The organism is Streptomyces sp. H39-S7, assembly GCF_027158205.1.
In the GTDB taxonomy this organism is placed as follows: domain Bacteria; phylum Actinomycetota; class Actinomycetes; order Streptomycetales; family Streptomycetaceae; genus Actinacidiphila.
In genome coordinates this window covers 23,267-44,874 of sequence record NZ_JAPVLU010000060.1, presented here as the reverse complement: position 1 = coordinate 44,874, position 21,608 = coordinate 23,267, and the positions used below count along the sequence as shown (strand labels likewise).

General features: G+C 66.7%; 20 protein-coding genes and 2 pseudogenes. 10 read left to right on the top strand and 12 right to left on the bottom strand.

Features of this window, described 5'->3' with window-relative positions; genetic code table 11:
* The first annotated feature begins 314 nt into the window (after positions 1 to 314).
* Positions 315 to 617, top strand: coding sequence for a hypothetical protein (locus tag O3X23_RS37695; protein ID WP_269277777.1), 303 nt, complete (start codon positions 315 to 317; stop codon positions 615 to 617).
* A 247-nt stretch (positions 618 to 864) separates the two neighbouring features.
* Here the strand turns inward: O3X23_RS37695 and O3X23_RS37690 are convergent, their stop codons facing one another.
* Positions 865 to 2,124 carry a PP2C family protein-serine/threonine phosphatase gene (locus tag O3X23_RS37690; RefSeq protein ID WP_269277773.1) on the bottom strand — a complete coding sequence of 420 codons (1,260 nt, stop codon included), beginning with the start codon at positions 2,122 to 2,124 and terminating at the stop codon, positions 865 to 867.
* Between the two features lie 151 nt (positions 2,125 to 2,275).
* Between O3X23_RS37690 and O3X23_RS37685 the strand changes: the two genes are divergently transcribed.
* Positions 2,276 to 2,503, top strand: coding sequence for a hypothetical protein (locus O3X23_RS37685; RefSeq protein WP_269277771.1), 228 nt, complete (start codon positions 2,276 to 2,278; stop codon positions 2,501 to 2,503).
* 346 nt (positions 2,504 to 2,849) lie between these two features.
* Here the strand turns inward: O3X23_RS37685 and O3X23_RS37680 are convergent, their stop codons facing one another.
* Both O3X23_RS37680 and O3X23_RS37675 read right to left on the bottom strand, forming a co-directional pair.
* Positions 2,850 to 3,323 carry an ATP-binding protein gene (locus O3X23_RS37680; protein WP_269277768.1) on the bottom strand — a complete coding sequence of 158 codons (474 nt, stop codon included), beginning with the start codon at positions 3,321 to 3,323 and terminating at the stop codon, positions 2,850 to 2,852.
* Between the two features lie 996 nt (positions 3,324 to 4,319).
* Complete coding sequence (locus O3X23_RS37675; RefSeq protein WP_443048099.1) at positions 4,320 to 4,592, bottom strand: transposase; 273 nt, start codon at positions 4,590 to 4,592, stop codon at positions 4,320 to 4,322.
* Positions 4,593 to 5,040: 448 nt separating this feature from the next.
* On the opposite strand from O3X23_RS37675, the gene O3X23_RS37670 reads away from it, so the two are divergent.
* Positions 5,041 to 7,110 carry a DUF6185 family protein gene (locus tag O3X23_RS37670; RefSeq protein WP_331284000.1) on the top strand — a complete coding sequence of 690 codons (2,070 nt, stop codon included), beginning with the start codon at positions 5,041 to 5,043 and terminating at the stop codon, positions 7,108 to 7,110.
* Positions 7,065 to 7,715 (top strand): DUF6185 family protein, encoded by a 651-nt coding sequence (locus O3X23_RS37665; RefSeq protein WP_443048098.1) that lies wholly within the window; start codon positions 7,065 to 7,067, stop codon positions 7,713 to 7,715. The genes O3X23_RS37670 and O3X23_RS37665 overlap by 46 nt, the downstream gene beginning before the upstream one ends.
* A gap of 518 nt (positions 7,716 to 8,233) precedes the next feature.
* On the opposite strand, the gene O3X23_RS37660 is transcribed toward O3X23_RS37665, so the two are convergent.
* Positions 8,234 to 8,377, bottom strand: a complete 144-nt coding sequence (locus O3X23_RS37660; protein ID WP_443048097.1) for a hypothetical protein — start codon at positions 8,375 to 8,377, stop codon at positions 8,234 to 8,236.
* A gap of 87 nt (positions 8,378 to 8,464) precedes the next feature.
* On the opposite strand from O3X23_RS37660, the gene O3X23_RS37655 reads away from it, so the two are divergent.
* Both O3X23_RS37655 and O3X23_RS37650 read left to right on the top strand, forming a co-directional pair.
* Positions 8,465 to 8,863: a hypothetical protein gene (locus O3X23_RS37655; RefSeq protein ID WP_269277761.1), complete on the top strand. Its 399-nt coding sequence runs from the start codon at positions 8,465 to 8,467 to the stop codon at positions 8,861 to 8,863.
* Positions 8,860 to 9,189, top strand: coding sequence for a hypothetical protein (locus O3X23_RS37650; RefSeq protein ID WP_269277758.1), 330 nt, complete (start codon positions 8,860 to 8,862; stop codon positions 9,187 to 9,189). The genes O3X23_RS37655 and O3X23_RS37650 overlap by 4 nt, the downstream gene beginning before the upstream one ends.
* A gap of 24 nt (positions 9,190 to 9,213) precedes the next feature.
* Here the strand turns inward: O3X23_RS37650 and O3X23_RS37645 are convergent, their stop codons facing one another.
* The 6 genes and pseudogenes from O3X23_RS37645 to O3X23_RS37615 all read right to left on the bottom strand — a co-directional run.
* Complete coding sequence (locus O3X23_RS37645) at positions 9,214 to 11,610, bottom strand: hypothetical protein (protein WP_269277755.1); 2,397 nt, start codon at positions 11,608 to 11,610, stop codon at positions 9,214 to 9,216.
* An 88-nt stretch (positions 11,611 to 11,698) separates the two neighbouring features.
* Positions 11,699 to 12,079 (bottom strand): STAS domain-containing protein, encoded by a 381-nt coding sequence (locus tag O3X23_RS37640; RefSeq protein ID WP_269277791.1) that lies wholly within the window; start codon positions 12,077 to 12,079, stop codon positions 11,699 to 11,701.
* A 105-nt stretch (positions 12,080 to 12,184) separates the two neighbouring features.
* Positions 12,185 to 12,502: pseudogene (locus tag O3X23_RS37635) on the bottom strand (STAS domain-containing protein); the annotation flags it as partial.
* Between the two features lie 120 nt (positions 12,503 to 12,622).
* A complete protein-coding gene (locus O3X23_RS37630; RefSeq protein ID WP_269277753.1) occupies positions 12,623 to 12,982 on the bottom strand; it encodes an STAS domain-containing protein in 360 nt (119 codons plus the stop codon).
* A gap of 48 nt (positions 12,983 to 13,030) precedes the next feature.
* A complete protein-coding gene (locus O3X23_RS37625) occupies positions 13,031 to 13,594 on the bottom strand; it encodes a hypothetical protein (protein ID WP_269277750.1) in 564 nt (187 codons plus the stop codon).
* A 187-nt stretch (positions 13,595 to 13,781) separates the two neighbouring features.
* A pseudogene (locus O3X23_RS37615) lies at positions 13,782 to 14,120 on the bottom strand (phosphoglucomutase, alpha-D-glucose phosphate-specific); the annotation flags it as partial.
* Between the two features lie 490 nt (positions 14,121 to 14,610).
* On the opposite strand from O3X23_RS37615, the gene O3X23_RS37610 reads away from it, so the two are divergent.
* Positions 14,611 to 15,441 carry a glycoside hydrolase domain-containing protein gene (locus tag O3X23_RS37610; RefSeq protein ID WP_269277747.1) on the top strand — a complete coding sequence of 277 codons (831 nt, stop codon included), beginning with the start codon at positions 14,611 to 14,613 and terminating at the stop codon, positions 15,439 to 15,441.
* 416 nt (positions 15,442 to 15,857) lie between these two features.
* Here O3X23_RS37610 and O3X23_RS37605 read toward each other — a convergent pair whose 3' ends face one another.
* A complete protein-coding gene (locus O3X23_RS37605; RefSeq protein ID WP_269277744.1) occupies positions 15,858 to 16,412 on the bottom strand; it encodes a hypothetical protein in 555 nt (184 codons plus the stop codon).
* 320 nt (positions 16,413 to 16,732) lie between these two features.
* Entirely contained in the window at positions 16,733 to 17,725 is a 993-nt protein-coding gene (locus O3X23_RS37600) for a LacI family DNA-binding transcriptional regulator (RefSeq protein ID WP_269277740.1), read from the bottom strand.
* A gap of 679 nt (positions 17,726 to 18,404) precedes the next feature.
* On the opposite strand from O3X23_RS37600, the gene O3X23_RS37595 reads away from it, so the two are divergent.
* The 3 genes from O3X23_RS37595 to O3X23_RS37585 all read left to right on the top strand — a co-directional run bounded on the left by O3X23_RS37595 (position 18,405) and on the right by O3X23_RS37585 (position 21,464).
* On the top strand, positions 18,405 to 19,775 hold the full coding sequence (locus O3X23_RS37595) for a DUF1996 domain-containing protein (protein ID WP_269277737.1): 1,371 nt from the start codon (positions 18,405 to 18,407) through the stop codon (positions 19,773 to 19,775).
* A 20-nt stretch (positions 19,776 to 19,795) separates the two neighbouring features.
* Positions 19,796 to 20,353, top strand: coding sequence for a DUF305 domain-containing protein (locus O3X23_RS37590; protein WP_269277734.1), 558 nt, complete (start codon positions 19,796 to 19,798; stop codon positions 20,351 to 20,353).
* Positions 20,354 to 20,429: 76 nt separating this feature from the next.
* Entirely contained in the window at positions 20,430 to 21,464 is a 1,035-nt protein-coding gene (locus O3X23_RS37585; protein ID WP_269277730.1) for a hypothetical protein, read from the top strand.
* Positions 21,465 to 21,608 lie beyond the last annotated feature (144 nt).

Sequence of the window (21,608 nt, the reverse complement as noted above, 5' to 3'; positions counted from 1 at the left end):
CCCGTGCGTCATCGCCGCCCCGGTCGTGGAGCGTGCCAAGCGCAGCACCTCCGCCACCCGCGGCCGCCGCAGCCGCTTCGCCCAGGCCCGCCGCTCCGCACCGGGCGACCGCCCGGCGCCCCGCACGGCCCTGGCTGCGTAACACCTTCGGCCGACCTTCCGAGAGCCGTCCCATCCCGATGCCGGGGGTGGGACGGCTCTCGGCGCCTGGGCGGGCTTGGGCGTTCACGCGATCCTGAGGAACTCCAGGGAGTGACGGAAGGTAAGCGGGGCACACGAACAGTCACTGATACATGTGCGCGGAAGGTAGAACGATGACGACTGATCCCGGTACTGCGACGCTGGTGGAAGAGCTGCGTGAGCGCGCGGGGGCGTTCGTGAACTCGCACGTCGACCTGTGGGTCACCGTGGAGGACGATGGAACGCTGATCCTCGCGGGCCAGGACCCCACAGCCCTGTTCCAGGCGGCCGCGGACTGGCTGGGGGACGGCCCCGCCTGCACCGTCGTCGATACCCGCTGGATCCGAGGGACGGCCGAGCCCGCCCACACCCTGTGCCTGTTCCTGCGCCCGCCCGGCGCCGAACTGACGCAGCAGCGGACGGCAGAACGGGTCTAGGACCGCTCTCGGGCCCAGCAAGATCCGGCAGGTGATGGCGGCGGCGCGACCCCTCGGCGCCGCCGCCCAGCTGCCCGGCGCTACCCTCATATGTCACTCTCTGCAACAGATGATGAGGCCGGTGGCCGGGCAAATATGCCGAAGACCAAGGGCTGGGCCCGTCCCTGCTGTCTGGTCACACGCGAACGGGCTGTGCGAACTCCTGCCCGCCCTGGGCGGGGCATGTTCAGCATGATGCGGTTCGCTGCTAGTTCGTGGGAGAGATGTAAGCCTCGGTGTTGGTGCTGGGGGAGGCTTCGGTGACGTCGGCACCGTGGTCGGCATGGCGTCGAGTGTCCTGGATGCCGTACCAGTCCAGGCACATCACGGTGGCGTCGTCCTGCAGTTGGCCGTCCTGGGCGTGGACGACGTGCTCGATCAGGACGCGGGCAGATTCGCGCGGGTGCAGGTCCTGAGTGCTGGCGATGAGCGCCGGCAGGTCAAGGTTCTCGGCGCTGCGTTCCAGCATTCCGTCGGTGAGCATGATGAGCCGGTCCCCGGCCCGCAGGTCCAGGTGCTGGACGGTATAGGTGTGGGGAGCTGTGAAGCCGAAGGGCATGTCGATGCTCGGCACGAGCTGCTCGACCTTTCCCCCACGCAGGCGCAGCGGCCAGGGGTGGCCGGCGTTGATGAATTCGGTTCGGCCGTCGTGCAGGTTGATGCGCAGGAGTTGGCCGGTGACGTAGCGGCCGGCGCTGTGCTGGGTCACGGCCTGGTCGGCTTGGCGGGCTTGTTCGGTGAGGTCGGCGCCTTGCCTGCGGGCGCGGCGCAGGGCGCCGACCAGGAGGGTGGCCAGCAGGGCGGCGTCCACGTCGTGGCCCATGGCGTCGGTGACGGACAGTTGGACGTGGTCGCGGTCTATGACGTAGTCGAAGGTGTCGCCGCCGACGAACTCGGCCGGCTCCAGGGCGCCGGCCACCGCGAACTGGGCGGCTTCGCAGGCCAAGGACGCGGGCAGCAACCGGTGCTGGATCTCGGCGGCCAGACTCAGCGGGGCGGTACGGCGACCCCACTGGTAGAGGTCGGTGAAGGGCCGGTTCGCGATGACGATGTATGCCAGGGCGTGGGCGCTGCGGCTGATCTGTTGCAGGGTGTTGGGTCCGGGGTGCTGGGGCAGGTAGAGCTCGAGGAGCCCGATGGCGTCCCCGCGGTTGGTCACCGGCGCGATCACCCGCGTCCAAGCACCGGCCCCGCTTCGCTCTACGTGCGGTTGCTGGGTGCGGATCACCTGCTCGTACACGGTGCCCGACACGCCGATCGGGTCAGCTGGGCGGTCCAGGTCGATGTCGTCGGCGGCTCCCAGGCGCACGACGGAGCCGCCGGTGAAGTCGGTGATCAGGAACGACACCGACCGGGCCCCGAGCTGTCTTCGCAGCGCCGCGGCGATGACGTCGACGGACTCCACCGGCGGGGCGGCCTCCGCCGCGGCCAGCGCCTCACCCAGTCCGTCGATTCCGCTGTCCCGCATGGGAGCTCTCTTCCCGATGTCGTGCCAGTCCAGTGCATACCGGTTGCGCGAAACTCCGGGCAGATACGAAGAGGCAAACTACCCCACTGCAGGAGCGGTTCCCACCCGGTCGAGCGATACCGATCGCCCGGCCCTCTGGATAGGTGTAGGTATGCACGTTGACCCGAACCCCCGGACACCATCTGCTGGTGTCTGTGAGCTCGTCGAGGGCATCGTGGACGCCGTCCGTGCCGCGGACAGCCCCCGCATCCAGTGCCTGCTCGACGACCTCGTAAAGGTCGCCGACCTGGCCGCCCTGCTCCTGCTGCGCAGCCGCCTTCACCAGGGCCTTAGCCTGCGGGCGGAGGAGCCTGAGCGAGCGCTGCGTGAAAGACGCTGACCTCCGCAGCGCGAGGCCTGCGGGCCAGGTCCCTGGTCCGATGAGGGCGAGTGCGACCAGGCCCCGGTCGGCCCCCTCCTGCCGCAGCGGTGGCACGGGTGTTCCTGCGGGCACAGCAGCCGGGAGCGACCGGTGTGTGCAGCTGCGTGAGGTTCCCGTCCTGAACCGTCACCGAACACCTGATCACCGGCCACCTTCCCGCGCTCCACGTGTGGGTGGTCATCCGTGCCAGTCCGGCGACCCGCACCCGCACCCGTCAGCTCCCCGTGCTCCGCCTGATCGGGAGGCTGAGTTCAGCACCGCCACCCATCGCCCGCGGAAGCGGTCAGCGCTGCCCCGGCGGCTGTTACGTGGTGTCATGAACGCGCAGGACGGCCCGCACGCGCTTGCCCACCGGCACCCGCTCCGCCGTCACCTGCTCACACAACCGGTTCACGATCTCCAGGCCGTGACCGCCGACCCGCGAAGGATCGGGCGGGAACACGACCGGCAGGGCGGTGCTGGAGTCCCATACCGTCACCACCACACTGCGAGTACTTCCCGCAAGCTCCAGCAGGGACGGTCCGCACGCGTAGCGTTCGGCGTTGGTCAGCAGCTCCGTGACCACGAGCATCACGTCGAAGCGGAAACGCTCGCTGACGGTCGTGGCGAAGTCCGCCGCAAGGCAGTCAAGGAATTCATCGGCCAGCTGCCGGGCGGCACCCAGGCTGCCGGGCTCGCCGCCGTAGTTCCCGGCCCGGTACACCAAAGCCAAACCGACCATCTCCTCGACCGCCGGTCCGCAGGCGGGGACATCTGCCTCGGTCAGGTGGACCCTCATCAATCCCTGACCTCGAACAGCACCCCGCGATGCACCGGCTTCTCCCCCGGCTACCCCACTGAACGTCCCACAGTCCACCTACCGCCCCACTCGCGATCTCTGACCGCCTTCGGTGCAACGGGCTCGACAACAACGCTTCAGAGGGTTCTCGACTCCGGCAAGACCACATCGGTCCCTCCGGGATGAGGACAGGCCCGGCAGAGTCGCGTTCGACGACGGCTGCCCGCTGCCCGGGGCGTCGGAGCGCTCATGATTCCAAAGTCCTGGTCGGCCTGGCCGCTGCCCATGTTCTCCAGCCAGTCAGGACCAGTGCCGTGGGCCCGCCCCGGATCGGCTGCCGGGCGAAGTAGGCCGGTGACGCTTGTTGCGGGCCGCCCCTCCCACGCGGCGGCCATTGGGCCGACGTCCGCGCCCACCAGCCAGCGCAGCGCCACGGCCGGTGACCCGACCGCCCGCCACCATCCATCCCACCTATCAACATCAACACCAGCACACAGAGAACAGGGGCACAGCCGAGGGGAAGTCAGCGCCTCCGTAGTGCCAAAAGCCGGTCCTGACCTGCAGCGACCTTGCCTTCCCGCCAGAGGGGGCGCAACGGATGATGCAACAGAAGTCGCAACCAGATGATGCAACGGATGGCGCAACAGATGTTGAACAGAGCAGTCGTCGGTACCAAGGCCGGTCGATGGTGACCAGAACGGCCCCCCGTCTCATCGCGGGCAAGTGGCCGAAGGTCTGCGGAAAGGACCGAGCACTCACCGCGTCGGCCGCGCTCCGCACCAAGCCGACGGTCCTCAGCTCAGTGCCAACGGCCTTATGCGTGACCGTGGTTCGTTCGGCGCGTGCACCGTGGTTACTGACCTTGAAGGCGGGTTGTCGTAGGGGCTGACGATCGGTGATCGTCCCGGTATGCCGGGTATATGAGGTATTCGCAGGGTGGGGGTCTGACCGCGGAGAGGCAAGCGTTCCGCGAGCGGACTTTCCAGAGGGTGATGGTTACTGACCTTCAAAGCGTGGTGTCGTCATGGTGGCTGTTGTCGGAGAGCGGTGCCGGTGAGGCAACCGTCGAGGACGTCGGGGCGGTACTGGAGCTGGCGCAAGGCCGCGTCGGACGGCAGTGATCAGGTTGTCGGGATCGGCGAAGGCTCGGTTGGCTGTGGTGGTGCGTCGCAGGACGGACCAGATGCCTTCGACCGGGTTGAGGTCGGGTGCGTAGGGCGGCAGTTGGAAGACGGTGAGCCAGTCACGGCCGGCGACGTAGCGGCGCATCCCGGCCGTCGTGATCATCTGGCTCTCGCTCGTAGTTCCACCCACGTGGGTCTTCGCCCGATAGCCCTTCGCCGCCCCCGACCACCCCAGCAAGCGTGGATCAACGACCCGGCCAAACACCGAGAACCTGATCCATAAACCTCATAGCATCACGACAGTCTCACTGGACTTGAACGCTTCCGCGGTGAGCTCGGTTCACTGCTGTGTCACGTGCCTTGTTGTCAGTAACTACCACGTCGTAATAGGGGGTCGTCGGCACGGACGATCACGCCTCACCCTTCTTAGCCACCATAACCTCGTCGCATAGGCCATCCTCCGTCACCGTCACATGCGAGTCATAACCCTCCTTGCAACTCCGTAGCACCAGCGGTCACTGGAGCTGGGAACGGGAGAAGGACTTGCTCGGCCGGGCGCGCCAATCGCTACTCGCGTGAACGATTCGACGAGTATGCTGTGCGGCAGCCAAGGGTGTGGAGTTCGTCGTATCCGGGGGGAAACGCTGAGCAGTCGGCAAATGACGCGCAGGTGCAGCGGCCAGAAGTGGCTTGCGCTCTGTCACGGCGCAGGGGTGGGGCGGCGTTTTCCGTTACGCCTCACTGTGGTGCTACTTGTGGTCGCCGTCTTCTCTCTATGCGGGGCCGGAACGGGGCGTGCCGAAGACGCCTCTTCGTGTGACCCTGCGGCGTTCAAAGCTTCGACCGTCTCGACGCGGCTAACCCTCCTGGAACATCACTACGACGTCGCATTACTTCAAATCGAGACCGAGATCGAAATCCCATACTCTTGGAAGTTTCGAGCTGGCGTATTCTACTCCCCGAGGTCGTCCGCTTATCGGCGCGCAATGCGATGCCTACTGGCCTCGGGAGAAGGAACTATTGTACGCGATGGAGAGGAGCGCGACTCTCTCCCCACAGTTATAGGGAGCCGGAAGGAAACGTCAGTAAGCGACAGTGTGCATGTTTGGATAAGAAATCAGCAAATTTACACGATTGGTGCGTGGTCGCTCAGGCTAGCCGAATCGGGCTACTCCCTTACGCTAGTGCCGCCACCTGCTCTCGAATTAGCGACCTGGAAAGTTACGTTGAGCCGCGACTCCGGCGACGATCTGGTAAGTTCGTCGTCCGCCCCTGACACCTTGTCTGACGACGCATTGTATATCTGGCAGGATCTCCACCTTAAACCTCAGCACCCGTTTAGCCTAGCCATCTCGGCGCCCTGGCGTATTCGTACGATTTCCAAATGGGGAGAGTATCCCCAGGAGCTCTATATTGCTGCGGCAAAGGTTGGCTGTTTCCTGATCTTAACTCTTCCCTACCTGATCGCACACATTCGGGAGCGACGAAATAGGATATATCCGCGCGAGACAGCGTGTTTGACATGGGCCGTTGGCTTACAAGCCTCCCTCGCATTCGTCAATTTTGCCGACTTCGGGTCCTTTTGGTTCTTGAACGAAAAAGGATATTTTGATGACCCTTTCCTCCAATCCCTATATCAGCGCTTTGTAGCTGGGGCGTGGGCACTCGTGTCATATGGAATCTTTTTCCTCGGCATATTAAGACATTTTTCGCATCGGTGGGTTTCAATTCTACCCGCCGGGGCTCTCCTTGTAGCCGCGTGGGTCTATTTTCCCATTGATCCCATATCAACAAAGGGTGCCGCTGCTGTCGACGGGATCATAACCACTCTTCTACTTTGCGGCTTAGGCGGAATGGGTGTGAGTGCGTGGCAATTCGCTCGGTCCCGCGACGTGCATTTACGTCACCTGATTATAGTCACAGGGCTGGGATTTTCACTCTCGATCATCGTCCTTGGAATGTTCCTGCGTTCGACGATCACCACGCGGCGAGACCAGCAATGGATCCTCGATGATAAGTCGATTGACATTACCTTCGATGTGATCAACTATCCTTCGTACCTCTACGACAGTTTCACCACGTTTTGGTGGCTGGCAGTTGTGCTCGCGGCTATTCCAGTCCTCGTTGCTATGCCGTATACGCGCCGCGTGAATCTCCCTATGCGAGTACTAGTCACTTTTATTGGTGGAATAGCCCTTGAGAACTGGCCTGATTACTACGCCGGCGTTCCTTCTGCACTGACACCTCTGATCACGATGGCGATATTGCTGCTGATCATGCGTCTGAACCGAGGGCGAGTGATACTCGAACGCCGCCTGGAAGGATTTGGGTCCGCTGTCAGGAACGCGACCCTTTCCGAGATACTGGCCGCAAGCAACGCATCATTGACGGATGAACTCCACATTGCGGCACGCGACTATCATGTCGTCGAACAAGAAGGAAAGAAATTGGAAGCTGCCTACAAGACCGCCCCGGAAATCAAGGCGGAAGACTACAGAAAGAGATGGGAATCCATACAGTCGCTCTTGCAGGAGCTCTCAGAGTGGCCGCCAGCACGCGCAGCAACCTCAATCCGCCCCGCCGCTTCCGGCTTAATCCACGCCCCGCCGCTAGAGCACTGGGCAGGCTTCCCCGCGGAATATCACCTGTCGATGTTTCCATGAGCCTGGGACCTGCCAAAACCCCTTGGGGCAACGGACTACAAGGGACCGTAATAGCAACAATCCTGGGTCTCCCGGTTATCTGCTACGTGCTCAAGACGTACTATTATGGATCATGGTGGACCAGCCAGTTCGCGACGAACTTCGGACCTCTTTGGATGACATATAATGCATTGTTTGTTGTTCTTCCATGGGCGGCCAGCGGATTTCTACTAGGCTTCTTCTGGCGCGAACTACCAGGAAAATTAGGACCGATCAAGGCACTAACTGTATCCCTAGCATTGACCGCAGGCATGGGTGTAAACAATGGTCTCTGTTTCGTGCTTGACCAACAACCGCCAAACTACAGATGGGGAGTGACTGTCCTCCTTATCGCCGAACTCATGCTGACAGGGATTTTACTTGATGCCTTCGCCTTGAAAAATCAGCGACCCTTCTGGGGGAGCCTGTGGAACCCTCTCTTTTCTGTGTACCGTTTGGGCGCCGCGCAGACAGGACTGGCATTCGTCGTCGCCCAGATAGCCGCCCTCGTCGGTCTTTGGTTGCAAGTTAGAGGGGGGCTGGCACCCTCTGACGTAAACCCGGTATCCCCGACCGGGAACAAGTAATTCCACCGAGGGCAGAGTCCTTACCGTACGACCTCGGTCCACTCGGCCGGACGTCACAAGCATGTCATCTCCAAGCGAAAGAATGAGGCCTATGAACGGCCAGAAACGACTGGATCCAATTTTCGTGCCGAACGGCGCGGGGGCTGCCTCTCTCATCAATTGGCGCGCGCACTTCAAGCCATCCGCGTAAGTTCCAGGGCCAGCCTGTGACGTCACCAACGACTCGGAATTTCGAGGCAGATGACTACAAGTACCTCGCCAAAGCTCGGCGATTGTCGTTACTGAGAAACCGAGAGGGCTGTAACTTGAGCATAGACTCGGCTTGGTTCCGACGCCGGCAGGCTTGGTTCTCCGTCAGTGAGCGTAGCGCGCGCATCCGCGCAGCCCATCAACCGCCACTGGCACTGAGTTGGATCCGAGGAGCATCCGGCACTGCGACGCAAACCATAAACGGGAACCTTATGAGTTGCTGCGTCACCGTGCCTGGACTAACGTCCCCGTGACCGACACTGCTTTCTTCAGACCTTCGCAGGCGCGAGATTGTCCGTCCTGTCCGCGGCAACGGTCGACTCCCAGGCAATGGGCCGAAACACCACCACCGAGGTCAGGAGCTTGTAGAACGCGGTCCGGTCTACGACCGCAGGATCAAAGTCGATGCGCATGCCAGCCAGTATCCACACAAGTCGGCCGCGAACCTTAGCGCTGGATCACGGCGCGGCCAAGCCCCTGTGTTCGACGGAAGGTGCCCGGTGTCGGAATGCCACGAGCACCCGGAGCCGAACCTCTATGTCCACCGTGTCCCTCTGGGACGACTTCGAGATAGCCCGCAGGCCTGCAAGGGCGGCGTCACCCTCAACCTGTACGACCAGTTGTCCGCGTACGTGCCCGAGCGCCCGGGCGCCTACCTCCGTATCTCCTCCGACCGCTTCGGCCTGGAGGCCGGCGTCGACCGCCAGAGCGAGGACACAGACGACACGCGCCGCCACCTGCGATGGGGACAGTTCGCGAAGTTCTACAAGGAGAATGACACCTCCGCGTTCAAGAAGCGCAAGGTCGTCCGGGAAGACGGCACGATCGATTGGATCGTCATCGTCCCCAGTTCCGACAGCTCCTGGCCGACCTCGCCAGCGGCGTCATCGACGGCGTGATCTTCTGCGACCTGGACCGCATCGTGCGGAAGCCCAGGGACCTGGAAGACCTCATCGGCATCGTCGAATATGTCCACCGCCCCGTCATCGGTGCAACCGGCGGCCGGATGAACCTCATCAACGACAACGACCGCCACATGGCCCGCATGATGTGCGTGATGGCGCTCAAGTCGTCCGAGGACACCGCACGCCGCGTCGCGCGTCTGCACCTCGCCAGTGGAGGTCGACGCGGTTATGGAGATCGACAGGTGCTCGGACCATTGTGTTCGTGGCCACGACGGGCTGTACGCGGCGCCAACCTCGGTGGTGGTTCGGCTGGGCGCTGATGCAGCTCCGGCTGGGCTGGACGCTTACCCATCCGCCGGCAGTCCCCTCGTGCGCAGCCGATTCACCGTCTGCGCCGAAGTCGCGCGGGGCGCTTGGACCGCCAAGGCCGATAGCAACTCTCCCCAGGCATCGGGGAGTCCCGCGTCCACTGCCGACCGGTAAGCGTCGCAAGCCTCCTGCAACCGTCCCTGTTCCAGGTACAGGGCGCCAAGCATGGCGTACGCATCCGTGTCACCGGCCTTGCAGCCACGGATGTAGGCGCGTTCTGCGGAGGCCGTGTGCCCCAATTCCTCACGCACGCGGCCCAATGCGGTCCAGGCGTCGAAGGCGCCAAGAGCGTCGGCCCGGAGAACCGCTCGACGAGATCCGTCCCGGTCCCCCACCCGCTCCCGCATCCGGGACAGCGCAGCCCATGCCGCGGGAGAGCCTCGTTCGGCGGCCAGATCGGCGGCGAGCTCCGCTCCCTCGGCATTCCCGGCTCCCTCCCTGCCGCGCGCCAGCCTGATCCAGGCCTCCACATCACCAGCGCGGGCCGCCTCCGCCGCGGCGCGGGCGGCGCCCGCAGCGTAGCCGCGCTCTGCGCGGGCCTCGGCCAGCGCGGTCCAGGCCTCCGCGTCACCGGTGCGGGCCAACTGCGCGGCGGCCGCCTCCGCGGCGACGCTGTCGCCGTCCGAATCGGCGAGCAGGGCCAGTTCGCGCCAGGCCGCGCCAACGCCCAGGGCGGCCGCCTCGCGATGAGCGGCAGCCGCCCCCGACAAGTCCTCCGCCTCTTTGCGCAGTTGTGCCAACAGCGACCAACCCTCCGGGTTTCCCACGTCCGCGCCGCCGGTGGCCGCCGCCACAGCTGACGCATGGTCACCGAGCGACCAGTGCAGCCGCACCAGACGCGCCCAAGCCGCGGTGACGCCCGCGTCGACCGCCCGGCTGGCATGCTCCACCGCCTCGGCGAGGTCGCCGGCTCGTTCGGCGACCTGCGCGAGGCCCATGTGCCCCCATCCATCGCCGACACTCACCACCTGGTCGAACGCCTTGGCTGCCGCCGGGCCGTGCGACGAGCGCATCCGGCCGAGGGTCCGCCAGGCCAGCGCATGCCCCGCCGCCGCGGCCAGGGCAGCGACGGCATCTGCGGCGGCAGGCTCCCCCTCCTCCTCACGGATCCGGGCCATGGCCGACCAGGCCCACACATCGCCTGTCTCGGCCGCGCGACGGTAAGCGTCGTAGGCAGCAGAGTCGTCTCCGTCGCGCTCCCGCGACACGGCGAGGGCCGCCCAGGCGAGGGGGTCCGTGGCAGCCGTCTCCTCCGCGGCGGACCGCCCGTCGGTGATCTCCCGCAGCACGGTCAAGGAGGCCCGGGCCCAGCTGTGGCCCTTTTCCACGGCGTTCTTGTACAGCTCGGCAGCGCAGCCGTAGCGGCGCCGTTGCTCGGCTGCGCCTCCGAGGGCGTAGAGGTCATCGGCGGTCCTGGCATAGGCCGCCCCGGTCCAGAACCCGGCCGGTGGTGCCCGATGTGCTCTGACCCGGCGTATGTGCTGCTCGAGATAGTCGTCCGGGCGGTAGCTGTCGGGGTCGCCGACGTCCCGCGCGTACCGTTCCGCGATCAGTGGCACCGGACCGCCTGCCGTGGTGGTCAGCGCGCTGATGGCCGCTGGGAACCACTCCTTGCCCGCGGTCGCCCGGGCGGTGGAGTCCATGAACCCCGCCGCGGCTTCCATCAGCAGACGGGCCGGTACGGCGCTCGCGTGGCCGAGCCTGCGCGCTTCGACGGCTGCCGTCAGCACGGCGTGCTCGGGCGCGGTGAACCATTGGTCGGGGCCCATCTCCCAGCGGCGGACCAACTCCGGTCCTCCGGTGAGGTGCTGCAGGACACGGTGGCCGGACCCGGCGGCACGTACGGCGGCGGCCAGACGCGGGTCACGGGCAGCTGCCACGGTGACGGCCGAGGAATCACCGGACAGCGTGTCCGGCACCGTGATCATCGCGTGGCGCCCCGTCAGCAACGCGCGGGTGTGTGGGCTCTCATCCCCGCTGTCCCCTCGGCTCTCCGTCAGTCGCCTCAGGTGTTCGGGCCACATGGTGCCCACCACGGAGAGTGGCGTGACCTGGTCGAGCAGCCGACCCAGAGCCTTGGCGGCCCGCTCGCCCGGTGCGCCGTTCAGATAACGCTGGGCCTCGTCGAGCCACAGCACAGTGCGCGGGCCGATATGCGACGCCTGGACCCACGCGGCCAGTTCGTCCGCGTCCGCCGGGTGCACCACGGGCCAGTCGGGCAGGACGGTCGTCACCGCCTCATAGACCGCACGGGTCTTGCCGCTCGCGGAACGGCCCACCAACAGGACGAACCCCGCGTCGTTCGTGGCCGCCGTGCCGGCCAGCCGCTGCCGCAGGGTCTCGTCATGCGGTCGCGGGAGATACTCCGTCAACGGCAGGTCGACAGTCCCGTCCGGGCCCGGCGCGGGATGAACTCCCAGCCGCATGGGCCCCCATTGGGCGGCGGTGCGGTGTCGGACCTCACTGTCCGACATGCGTCTTCGGCCCGTTTCGGCCGAGGTGCTCGACGGCTGGGTCCACGGTGTCGAATATCGGGAACCTCTTGATCAACCCGGTTATCCGGAGGACTTTCAGTACACTCTCCTTCGGCACGACCAGCGCCAACCCGCCGTCGTGGGCGCGGTTCCGCCTCAGGGAACCGACGAGCACTCCCAACCCGGTGGAGTTGATGTAGTTGATGGTAGTCAAGTCCACGACCATGTAGAACCTTCCGCGGTTCACCAGGTCAACCAGCAGCTCGCGCAGGGGCGGCCCCGTGTATTCGTCCAACTCGTTGCCCCCGACTCTCACCAGGGTAATGTCCTCCGTGAGGTGTTCGTACGTGTGGTCGCCCGATTCGATGATGACCTGCTCGACTGCGCGCCACCCACGGGCCAGTTCCACACGTCGCTGCTCGAGGTTTTCCTCCACGTAGTCGGCGGCAAGCGTCACGACCGCGCTCGGCACGGTGTCATGGATGCGGAAGTCCACGTGCAGACCGGCCTTGGACAGCATGGCTTGCATCCGCTCACTGGTGACGACCAACGCGAAGGTCCCGCCTGCGAAGTGCACGCGCCTAAGGCCTCCGAGCAGAACGGCCAGGCCCATGTCGTCGGCGACGTCGATCGCGCTCAGGTCGACGACCAGAATCAGCCGCCCGCCTTCGATCGCCTTTACCAGTGCCTTGCGCAGTTCCCGTGCGAAACGGTCGTCGAGCACGGCACCCTGGCCGTCGCTTTCGACCCGCACGACAGTGATGTCGTCGCGCTGCTCGTCGTACGACACCTTCAGCTGCACCGGGCCCCCCTCACCCCTTGCTCTGCGGATCTGATTGGCCCGGCGGGTGGGTGACCTCCGAGGGCTAGGGGGTCCCACTCGGGGGCGGTACGGCGGAGAGCCTCACCCTCATGCATGTGCGACCGCGCTCGGCACCGTGTCGTGGAGACGAAAGACCCTGGTCAGTCCGGTCCTGGCCAAAACGGCGCGCACTCGCTCGCTGGTGACGACCAACGAGAGCGACCCCCCTTTGAAGTGCTGCACCCGCTTCAGGCCGCCGACCAGCACACCCAAGCCGCTGGCGTCGATGTCGGTCACCTCGCTGAGGTCGACCACCGTGAGCAGCCGCCCCTCCTCGGCCAACTGCACCAGCATGTGCCTCAACTCCGGTGCAGAATCGAACAGGAGCACGTCCCCCTGGCTCTCGCCGTCGACACGCACGACGGTGATGTCGTCACGCTGGTCCTCGTACGACACCTTTAACTGCACCAGACCTCCTCCTGTCCTGCACTCCGGATCCTATCGGCCCGGCACGCACTACACAGGCATGAGCGCCATGCGAGCCGCGCCCAGAAACGCCACCTGTGCCACGCGGTATTGGGTCCCGGACGCAGTGACGGCGAGGGAACTCCGCAGCGTCTCCGCCGCCGCCGTCACGGGATCCGGCCCTTCCAGATGTACGACATTGAGCGCTTCCCCCACCGCGCCCAACGCGGCGTCGTACTCCCGCCGCCGTGGCGACTCCTCCGCCGTGCCGATGGCGCTCTGCCATGACGTCAGGGCCAGTTGGGCGCTGTCGGTCCGGCTCAGAAACGTCACGTACGCCGCCCGCCGCACCGCCCGCTGGTTCGCGAGCGTCTGTTCGGTGAGCGTCCGGCGGGCCACGTCGAGTTGGGCCGCAGCCTGGAGTCGGCCCGCATCCCAGGCGGCGGCTGCCTGTTGCCGTCCGGCCTCCCAGGCGGCGGCAGCCTGCCGCTCCCCCGCCGCCCACGCGGCCGCGGCCTGGCGCTTGGCGGCGGCAAAGGTGAACACCCCCGTCAACGCTCCGCCGCCGATCGCGGCCCCTGCGGCGACGAGCGCCGTCATCACTGCCTCGTCCACGTCAGGCGCCCAGCCCCGCCAGTACCACGGACCTGGCCTCCTCCTGGACCTGCCGCACATGATCCTGCCCGAGGAAATACTCCCCGTAGATCTTGCAGAAGTCCTCGGTGCCCGAAGGCCGGGCCGCGAAGCAGGCATTGGCGGTGGTGGCAACCTTGATGCCACCGAGGGGGGCGCCATTGTCGGGTGCCTCGGTGAGGACCGTGGTGACTGGGTCTCCGGCCAGGGTGTCGGCGGTGACCTGGCGCGGGGACGACTCGGCGAGCAGCGCCTTTGCGCCGAGGAAGGGCGGCCCATCGGTGCCCTGCGCGGCGGGGTACTCGCAGATGGCTTGGCTGGTGGCGGCGATGTGTTCCTCGTTGAACGCCGCCACGAGGGACAAGCCGCAGTGTCCCGAGGTGCCGAACGCCACTCGTTGGCCCAGCTCGGCCGGGTCGGGGTGCAGTGCGTCGTACGCCGTGACCAGGCGGGAAACATCGATAAGGTCCTCGGGCCCGGCGGCCTGCCCCGCTCGCTCGTCCTGCATCTCCCCGCTCCTCCGCAAGGGTCGACCGCTGTGTAATCCTTCATTCTCCCCTGTCCGGCCCGCCGGGACGCGCACCGGGCCGCCATTGTGGCCCGCGTCGACGGCTGTGACGACGCGGGCCGACGAGCGAAGGGACCGCGAGACGCACGACCACCAACAGCCGCCCGCCAGCGTGCTGTTCGACGCGCTGGGCGCCGACTACGAGATGGCATTCGCGCACGCCCCCGCGCACCGGCGATCGAGCACGGCTGCGAGGTCGGATCGGAGTTCGACTCGGGCTCCGGATTCGAGACAGAGGTCGGCTCCGAGACGGACGGGACGAAGGCCGGCTGTTGCGAGGGCACCCGGCGGCTCGCGTACGGGGGCAGGGCGGATAGCACTGCCCTGGGAGCGGTGTCGGAGGACCTGGCCGGCCACTGTGGTCGAACCGCCTCCGCATATGATGACCAGGCTCCGGAGACCCGGAGCCTGAATGTTTTTGGGGCGGGGAATGCCGAAGCACCGGTTGTCGAAAAAAGGCCGCTACATCGCCCTGGCGACGACAAGCGTCGTCGTCGTAGCCGGTGCCGGGGTCGTGGCGCAGACCTCGATGGCGGCCACGACGTGGCCGGCCCAGAAGACCTACACAGGCCGGGCGTTCGACGCCTGCACCGCCCCCTCCCTCACCGCGATGAACGCATGGAAGAAGGACAACTACTACAGCGGTGTCGCGGTCTACATCGGCGGAAAGAACCGCGGGTGCGCCCAGCCCAACCTGACCAAGTCCTGGGTCAAGTCGGTCGACACCGCCGGCTGGCGGGTCATCCCCCTCTACGTCGGCGCTCAGCCGCCCTGCCAGACCAGCGGCAACAAGGAACGGTTCACCGCAGCGACCGCCACCGCTGTCGGGGTCAGCAACGCCAACGACGCGATCGCCAAAGCCGCAGCCCTCGGCATGAAGGCCGGCAGCCCCGTCTACCTCAACATGGAGTCGTACAACACCGCCGACAAGGCCTGCAACGACGCCACCCTCACCTACGTACGGGCCTTCAGCAAGACCCTCCGCACCAAGACCTACCGCGGCGGCCTCTACGGCTTCAGCACCTCCAGCGCCAAGGCCATCGCCACCGCCCAGGACCGTACAGACCTGCCGGGCAACCTCTGGTACGCCCTGTGGAACGGCCAGGAGACCACCACCAAGGACTGGCCCTGGAACCCGAAGCTGTACACCGACCACAGCCGGGCCCACCAGTACCAGGCCAACAGCAAAGAGACCCGCGGCGGCTACACCCTCACCGTCGACCGCAACGCCTGGGACGCCCCGGTCGCCATCATCGGCTGACCCCACCGCCCAAGGGGCGCTCTCGAACGCATTGCTCCGTGCCGGTCGATGGCCTCGCCGGTGCATCGTGCCCGCCGGTAGGAGGCGGCCCCCATCGGCCCGGCTGGTGATGGCGTTGGGGTGGTCGAAGCCCAGCAGCGGACGCGGCGACCGCCCCACTCCTCTTTCACCAGAAGGGTGTGCGGAGGCTTTCAGCATTCCTCCACACCGAGGCGCTTTTCCCCGCGCCGGAACGCGCTGACCGCCTGGGACCCGGACCTGCGCCTCGCTGCGTGGCGGTGATCAATGACGAGACCAGGCGGGGTGAGATGAGCGCCTGCTGCGCCCGGGTGTCAGCTGTCGCGTGAGCGCGCCAGCGCGGCAGTCCACCGACAGCCCGCGGGCAGGCTGCCCATGCCTGGGCCGGACCTGGGGGCCTATTTCCAGCAGTCGGTCTTCGCTCCGTCGATCGCGGACTCGGCGGATATCTTGTAACCGGTTCCAGCCCCGAAGTCGACAGGGGCGGGCCAGAGGGACTCGGTCCGGAAGTCGACCGTCAGCAGGATCGCATCACCGTCTCCGCCTTTGGTGAAGCAGATGCCTTCGACCTCGGGGGGCACGCTCATGGAGTTGGTGTCCTGCTGCTCAGTCCAGTGGTTCGCTGCCGCGACCTGTCGGTAGTAGGCGAACAGGTCGGCCTTTGACCCGGGGAAGGAATACACCCGGTAGGCGCTGAGCCAAGCGTCGCCGCCGCTGCCGTCATTGCAATCGGTGGTGACGCTGCCGTAATTCTTGGGCACCGTGGTGTGGGGTGGGCGGCTGTCGAGGATCGTGAGGGCGGCCAGCTCCTTCAGCCGCGGCTCGGAGCCGTCGCAGTTCTTGCCCGAGGAGCTGGTCAGGGAGCAGCCGGCGAGTCCTGTGGCGAGCGGGATGAGCAGATTGGTTGCCAAGGACAGGGCGATCGTGCGGCGGGGCGGGAGGCGAAAGGGCACGAGGGCTCCGGTGGGTGTCGCGGTGGGAGCGAGCTCCGGTCCACGCCGGATTGGCGGCCCTGTCGCCTTGCACGGCATAGGCGGTGCAGTCCATGGAACTGCCCAGGCAACCGCTTTCTCCAGTGCACTGCGATCATCATTTCGGCCAAGGAATCTGGATGTATGTCTGCGCAGAACACGATTTAATATCTCGAATTTCCGAACGCTTCCGTCCGCAATGTGAAATCGAAACCCTGACAGGTTGACAACACCCCCTGGGGCGACGATCCCGAAACCAACCGGATATCGAACGGCGCGGGGTGAGCCGTGCTGTCGGGAGATCAGGTCGATTCGCGCACCACGAGTTCATTCGGCATGATCACCGGCCCGGTGGGGCCGCCGTCGATCAGGCCGAGGAGCAGGTGAACGGCGGCGGTGGCCTGGTCGGCCATCGGGCTGCGCACCGAGGTGAGCGCGGGAGTGGTGTAGGACGCGGCTTCTATGTCGTCGAAGCCGACGACCGCCACGTCTTCGGGGACACGTCGGCCCGCTTGACGGAGGGTGCGCAGGGCTCCGATGGCCATCAGGTCATTGGCTGCGAACACTGCGTCGAGGTCGGGATCGTCCTCCAGCAGCTGCCGCATGGCTTCGGCGCCGGAGGCTCTGGTGAAGTCGCCTAGTGCCACGATGGAGCGCCGGCCGGTGTCACGCAGCGTCCGACGGTAGCTATCGAGACGTTCACGCGCCTCGTACAGTTCGAGCGGCCCGGTGATGGTGGCGATCCGGCGACGGCCGCGTTCGAGAAGGTGACGCACGGCCAGTGCCGCTCCGCCGGCGTTGTCCAGCGCCACGTACGGGACGTCCGGTGCGGAGGTGCGGTTGAAGGACACGACCGGCAGACCCTGCCGGGCCAGTGCGGTCGGCAGGGGATCCGTACCGTGCAGGGCCACAAGAAGCACGCCGTCCACGTGGCCGCCGGCGATGTACTGCACCACTCTGGTCCGGCTCTGGTCCGATTCCGCGAGCATGAGCACGAGCCGTTTGCCCGCCGTCTCGAGCTCTCTGCTGACGGCGCGGACCACAGCGGAGAAGAGGGGGTCGTCGGAGACGACTCCTTGCGGCGGGTCGGAGACCACTACGGCGAGGGTGTCGGTGCGGCGGGTGACCAGATTGCGTGCCGCCCCGTTGGGGACGTAGCCCAGCTCGTGCACGGCGCGCATGACCACGTCCCGGATCTGCGGGGCGACCGTCATCTCACCGTTGATGACACGGGAGACGCTCGATTTGGACACGCCCGCTCGGGCTGCGACCACGTCGAGAGTAGGGCGTTTCATACCCGTCCGTCCCCCGTTCCGCTGCCCGGGTTCGTGCGCGGGGCGGGATTTCTCATCGGGGCGACCTCCGGCTCTGCGTCATGGCGATGTACGCAGCGTATCCGCAGGCCGGGGCGACTTGGGCCTGCTTGGGAGTCGATCTCCCACGGCGCCACCTCGGTGACTGGGGGCGTGCCCCGTGGATCACGAGGGACCGCTCCCTGGGCCCAGGTATGTGTTACATCCCTGTTTCTCTCATGGTGACAGCTCTATTGACAGTCCCCATCCGCCGCTCCATTCTCACCATGAGGGAGCGCTCCCTCGCCTCCCCCACATGAGGAGTCGGCCATGCAAGCGCTACCGCGTCGCCTCAACCCGGGTTTGACCCCCATGGCCTCAGCGCTCGCTTGCACCGCTCGCCCCGCCCCTTGCCCATGCAGTGGAGGTCCTGCTCTTCGCGGGCTGTCGAACGGAACAGCAAGGGCACCATCCACGGGCTGGACGGCCGGACCGTCATCTCTCCTGGCAAGGATCAGGTGCCCAACCACCCGGCGTTCCCTATCTCCTGGGCCCTTCCGCCCCGCCCCTCGGGGGCCCGGAACACCCGGACCACGCCGCGGGCACACCCCGCCGCCCGGCTCCCCCATCCCTGTGCCCGGCAACAATCGGGCCCTTCCCCCCACGCCCGTAAGGAAGTGAGATGCGCAGATATCCCGTCCATCTGTACACACTGCTGGCCAGCGCTCTGGCGATCGTGCTGGCCGCGGCGCTGAGCTTGACCGTCGCGGCCCAGCAGGCGCAGGCCGCGACGGTCACCGTCCAGGCCGAGTCCTACGCAGCCCAGTCGGGTGTGGCGTTGGAGGCGACCGCGGACACCGGAGGTGGGCAGAACGCCGCGTACCTCGCCAACAGCGACTGGATGCGCTTCGACAACGTCGATCTGGGCGCGGCCGGCGGGCTGACGGTCTCGGCCCGGGTCGCCTCCGCCGTCGGCTCAGGCACAGTGGAGTTGCGCACCGTCGGGCTGACCGGACCGCTGCTCGCCGTCATACCGATCTCCCCGACCGGCGGTTGGCAGAACTGGGCGACCCAGGCCACCGACGTCACCACCCACCCCACCGGTTCCCAGACGGTGTTCGCTGTGCTGCGCAGCACGGCACCCGGCGACTTCGTGAACATCAACTGGTTCTCCTTCGCCGGCGCCGGAGACGCCCCCGCGGCCGGATGGGTTCCCATCGACCAGGCCCAGTGGAACGCCCAGCTGGCGCAGTACCGTGCGATGACGCCTGCCACGGTGCCCGCCGGTGTGGTCCGCGTTCCGGAGTTCAACGCCACCTGCACCTACAGTCACTCCAAGCCGGACGACCCCATCGTCCTTCCGGGCCTTCCCGGCGCGTCCCACATGCACAGCTTCTTCGGTAACAAGAGCACCGACGCGTTCACCACCACCCAGTCGCTGCTGGCCAACACGCCGACCAGTTGCGCCCCCGCCAACGACCTCTCGGCGTACTGGATCCCCACCCTCTACGAGAACAACACGGCCGTCGAATCCGAGGGCATGATCGTCTACTACGGCTCCCGGCTCACCGACCCCTCAGCGACCGTGCCCTTCCCGCAGGGATTCCGCATGATCGCAGGCAACGCCAAGACACAGACATCCACCCCGGCGGGATCGCCCGGCCAGTTCTGGTGCGCCGGCGCGGGCGGTGAGATCGGCCGCAGCGCCGACGGCAACTGGCCGCTCTGCGCGCCCACAGCCCACCTCACCCACCAGCTCGTCTTCCCCGACTGCTGGGACGGCAAGAACCTCGACAGTCCCGACCACAAGTCGCACGTGGCGTTCACCTACGACGGCAAGTGCAGCGGCGCCTACCCCGTCGCCATCCCCAACCTCTCGTTCGTCACCAGTTACCCGACCAGCGGCACCACCGCAGGCTTCCGCCTGGCCTCAGGCATGGCATCGTCCATCCACGGTGACTTCTTCAACGCCTGGGACAACGCCGCTCTCGGACACCGCGTGAAGGACTGCATCACCCAGAAGGCGAAATGCAACTCCGCCGGCGCGTTCTGACCCTATGGTCGGCATGCGCCGTGGCCCTGGCGCTCCTGGCTGTCGGCTGCACCACGCAGCCGACAGCCGGGGCGTCGCCGAGTCCGGCCTTCAACGCCACCGACACCGCCTGGATTCAGCTGATGATCCCCATGGCCGAGCGTGCGCGGCTCATGACCGATCTGGCTCCTTCCCGCACAGCAGACCCGACCCTGGCCACGCTTGCGGCGAAGACCGGATCGACACTCCGCGAAGACCTGCTCAGCCTTCGCGCAGCGCTGCGGCTTTCAGGTACCCCGGATACCAACCCCCACGAGGGGCACAACATGCCGGGCATGGTCAGCCTCGGCACCCTCGAAAAGGCGGCCGCCGCGAACGGCCGGGCGTTCGACCGGATCTTCACCGACGCGTTGAGCGCCCACTTCACGCAGTCGCGGATGCTCTGCGCCAGCGAGCAAACCCAAGGCCAGGCCGACACGGCGAAGGCACTGGCCGCAACCATCGCGAAGAGCGCAGCCGAACAGACCTCCCGGCTGGACAAGCTGCGAGCTGCCCAGCCTGCGACGTCCGGCGGCGAGACCACAGTGATGCCCGGGTGACGAAGCCTGCGCCACCCGAAGGCCGCGGGACCTGCCCGGATATGCTGGCGGACGGTGACAACAACGGAGGGGAGCGATGACTCGCACCACGCCGGAACGCCCCGTCGACGTCAAGGCCCCGGCCCTGGTTCCCGAGGTGTCCGCCCATCGCCGCATGGGCACGCGCCTCCACCCCCGGCCCGGCACCCCTGCCCGCGACCAGAGCTCGGTCGGCGGGCCGTTCCTCTGGCCCGCGGGCGAGGAGTGGCCTTTCTGCCAGGAACCCCATCCGCGCGGCAGGGGCGAACTGCTGCGGGACGTCAGGCTGCGACGGCGGATCCTCGCCGAAGCATGGAGCCGTCCCTCCGACTCCGGCACGCCCGAGGGCCCGACGGACGAGGAGCGCGAGGTGCTCAAATCCCTCCGCCGCGGCCGGCACGCCCCCGAACTCGCCGACACCGACCCGATTCCGCTGCTCGCGGTGACCCAGCTGTTCACCCGGGACGTCCCCGGCCTTCAGGGCCCCGGCGACAATGACCTGCTCCAGGTGTTCTGGTGCCCCTTCGACCGGCACGGCGACGGGCAGCACCCGGGCCTCCACCTGCGCTGGCGCAACGCCGCGGAGGTTACCGGCCCGCTCATCGAGGCGCCAGAACCGAAGGTCGTCGGCAGGGGCGACTACGTACCCGAGCCCTGCGTGCTCCACCCCGAGCAGGTACTGGAGCACGAGTACGAGGGCCTGCTGCCTCGGGACCTCCAGGAGCGTATCGAGGAGTGGGAGGAAGCCAACGAAGGGGACGACGAGGACAAGGACGGCGTGGGGGGTCCCACGTACCAGCATGACCTCTCGATTCCGCCAGGCTGGAAGGTCGGTGGATTCGCCTCGTGGCATCTGACCGATCCGATGCCCGTCGACTGCTCCTGCGGGCGTCCCATGGACCTGCTCCTCACGATCGACAGCAAGGAATGGGACGGGGGCAGCCGCAGCTGGGTGCCGGTCGAGGACCAGCCCGTCGTCGACGAGCTCGACGCCAACATCCCCACGCAGATCTCGCTGGGTCGCTGGGGATCACTGCGGATCTTCACCTGCCCCGCCGACCCGACCCACCCGCACCGCGTCAGCCTGCAATAGCGCGCTGCGGCGCAGGGTTCGCTTCCCGAGTGGACCGGACCGGGGTACCCGCGAGGACTGGCGTACCTTCCGCCTCAACTGACCACGGCATTCGAGGACCTCGCCGCCCGCTACGCCCGCGCCACACGCACTACGGGGCCAGAG

Bases quoted from the DNA above. Each gene is read 5' to 3' on its own strand.
- O3X23_RS37695 (WP_269277777.1), top strand. From the start codon at position 315: ATGACGACTGATCCCGGTACTGCGACGCTGGTGGAAGAGCTGCGTGAG.
- O3X23_RS37690 (WP_269277773.1), bottom strand. From the start codon at position 2,124: ATGCGGGACAGCGGAATCGACGGACTGGGTGAGGCGCTGGCCGCGGCG.
- O3X23_RS37685 (WP_269277771.1), top strand. From the start codon at position 2,276: ATGCACGTTGACCCGAACCCCCGGACACCATCTGCTGGTGTCTGTGAG.
- O3X23_RS37680 (WP_269277768.1), bottom strand. From the start codon at position 3,323: ATGAGGGTCCACCTGACCGAGGCAGATGTCCCCGCCTGCGGACCGGCG.
- O3X23_RS37675 (WP_443048099.1), bottom strand. From the start codon at position 4,592: ATGCGCCGCTACGTCGCCGGCCGTGACTGGCTCACCGTCTTCCAACTG.
- O3X23_RS37670 (WP_331284000.1), top strand. From the start codon at position 5,041: ATGCTGTGCGGCAGCCAAGGGTGTGGAGTTCGTCGTATCCGGGGGGAA.
- O3X23_RS37660 (WP_443048097.1), bottom strand. From the start codon at position 8,377: ATGCGCATCGACTTTGATCCTGCGGTCGTAGACCGGACCGCGTTCTAC.
- O3X23_RS37610 (WP_269277747.1), top strand. From the start codon at position 14,611: ATGCCGAAGCACCGGTTGTCGAAAAAAGGCCGCTACATCGCCCTGGCG.
- O3X23_RS37600 (WP_269277740.1), bottom strand. From the start codon at position 17,725: ATGAAACGCCCTACTCTCGACGTGGTCGCAGCCCGAGCGGGCGTGTCC.
- O3X23_RS37595 (WP_269277737.1), top strand. From the start codon at position 18,405: ATGCGCAGATATCCCGTCCATCTGTACACACTGCTGGCCAGCGCTCTG.
- O3X23_RS37585 (WP_269277730.1), top strand. From the start codon at position 20,430: ATGACTCGCACCACGCCGGAACGCCCCGTCGACGTCAAGGCCCCGGCC.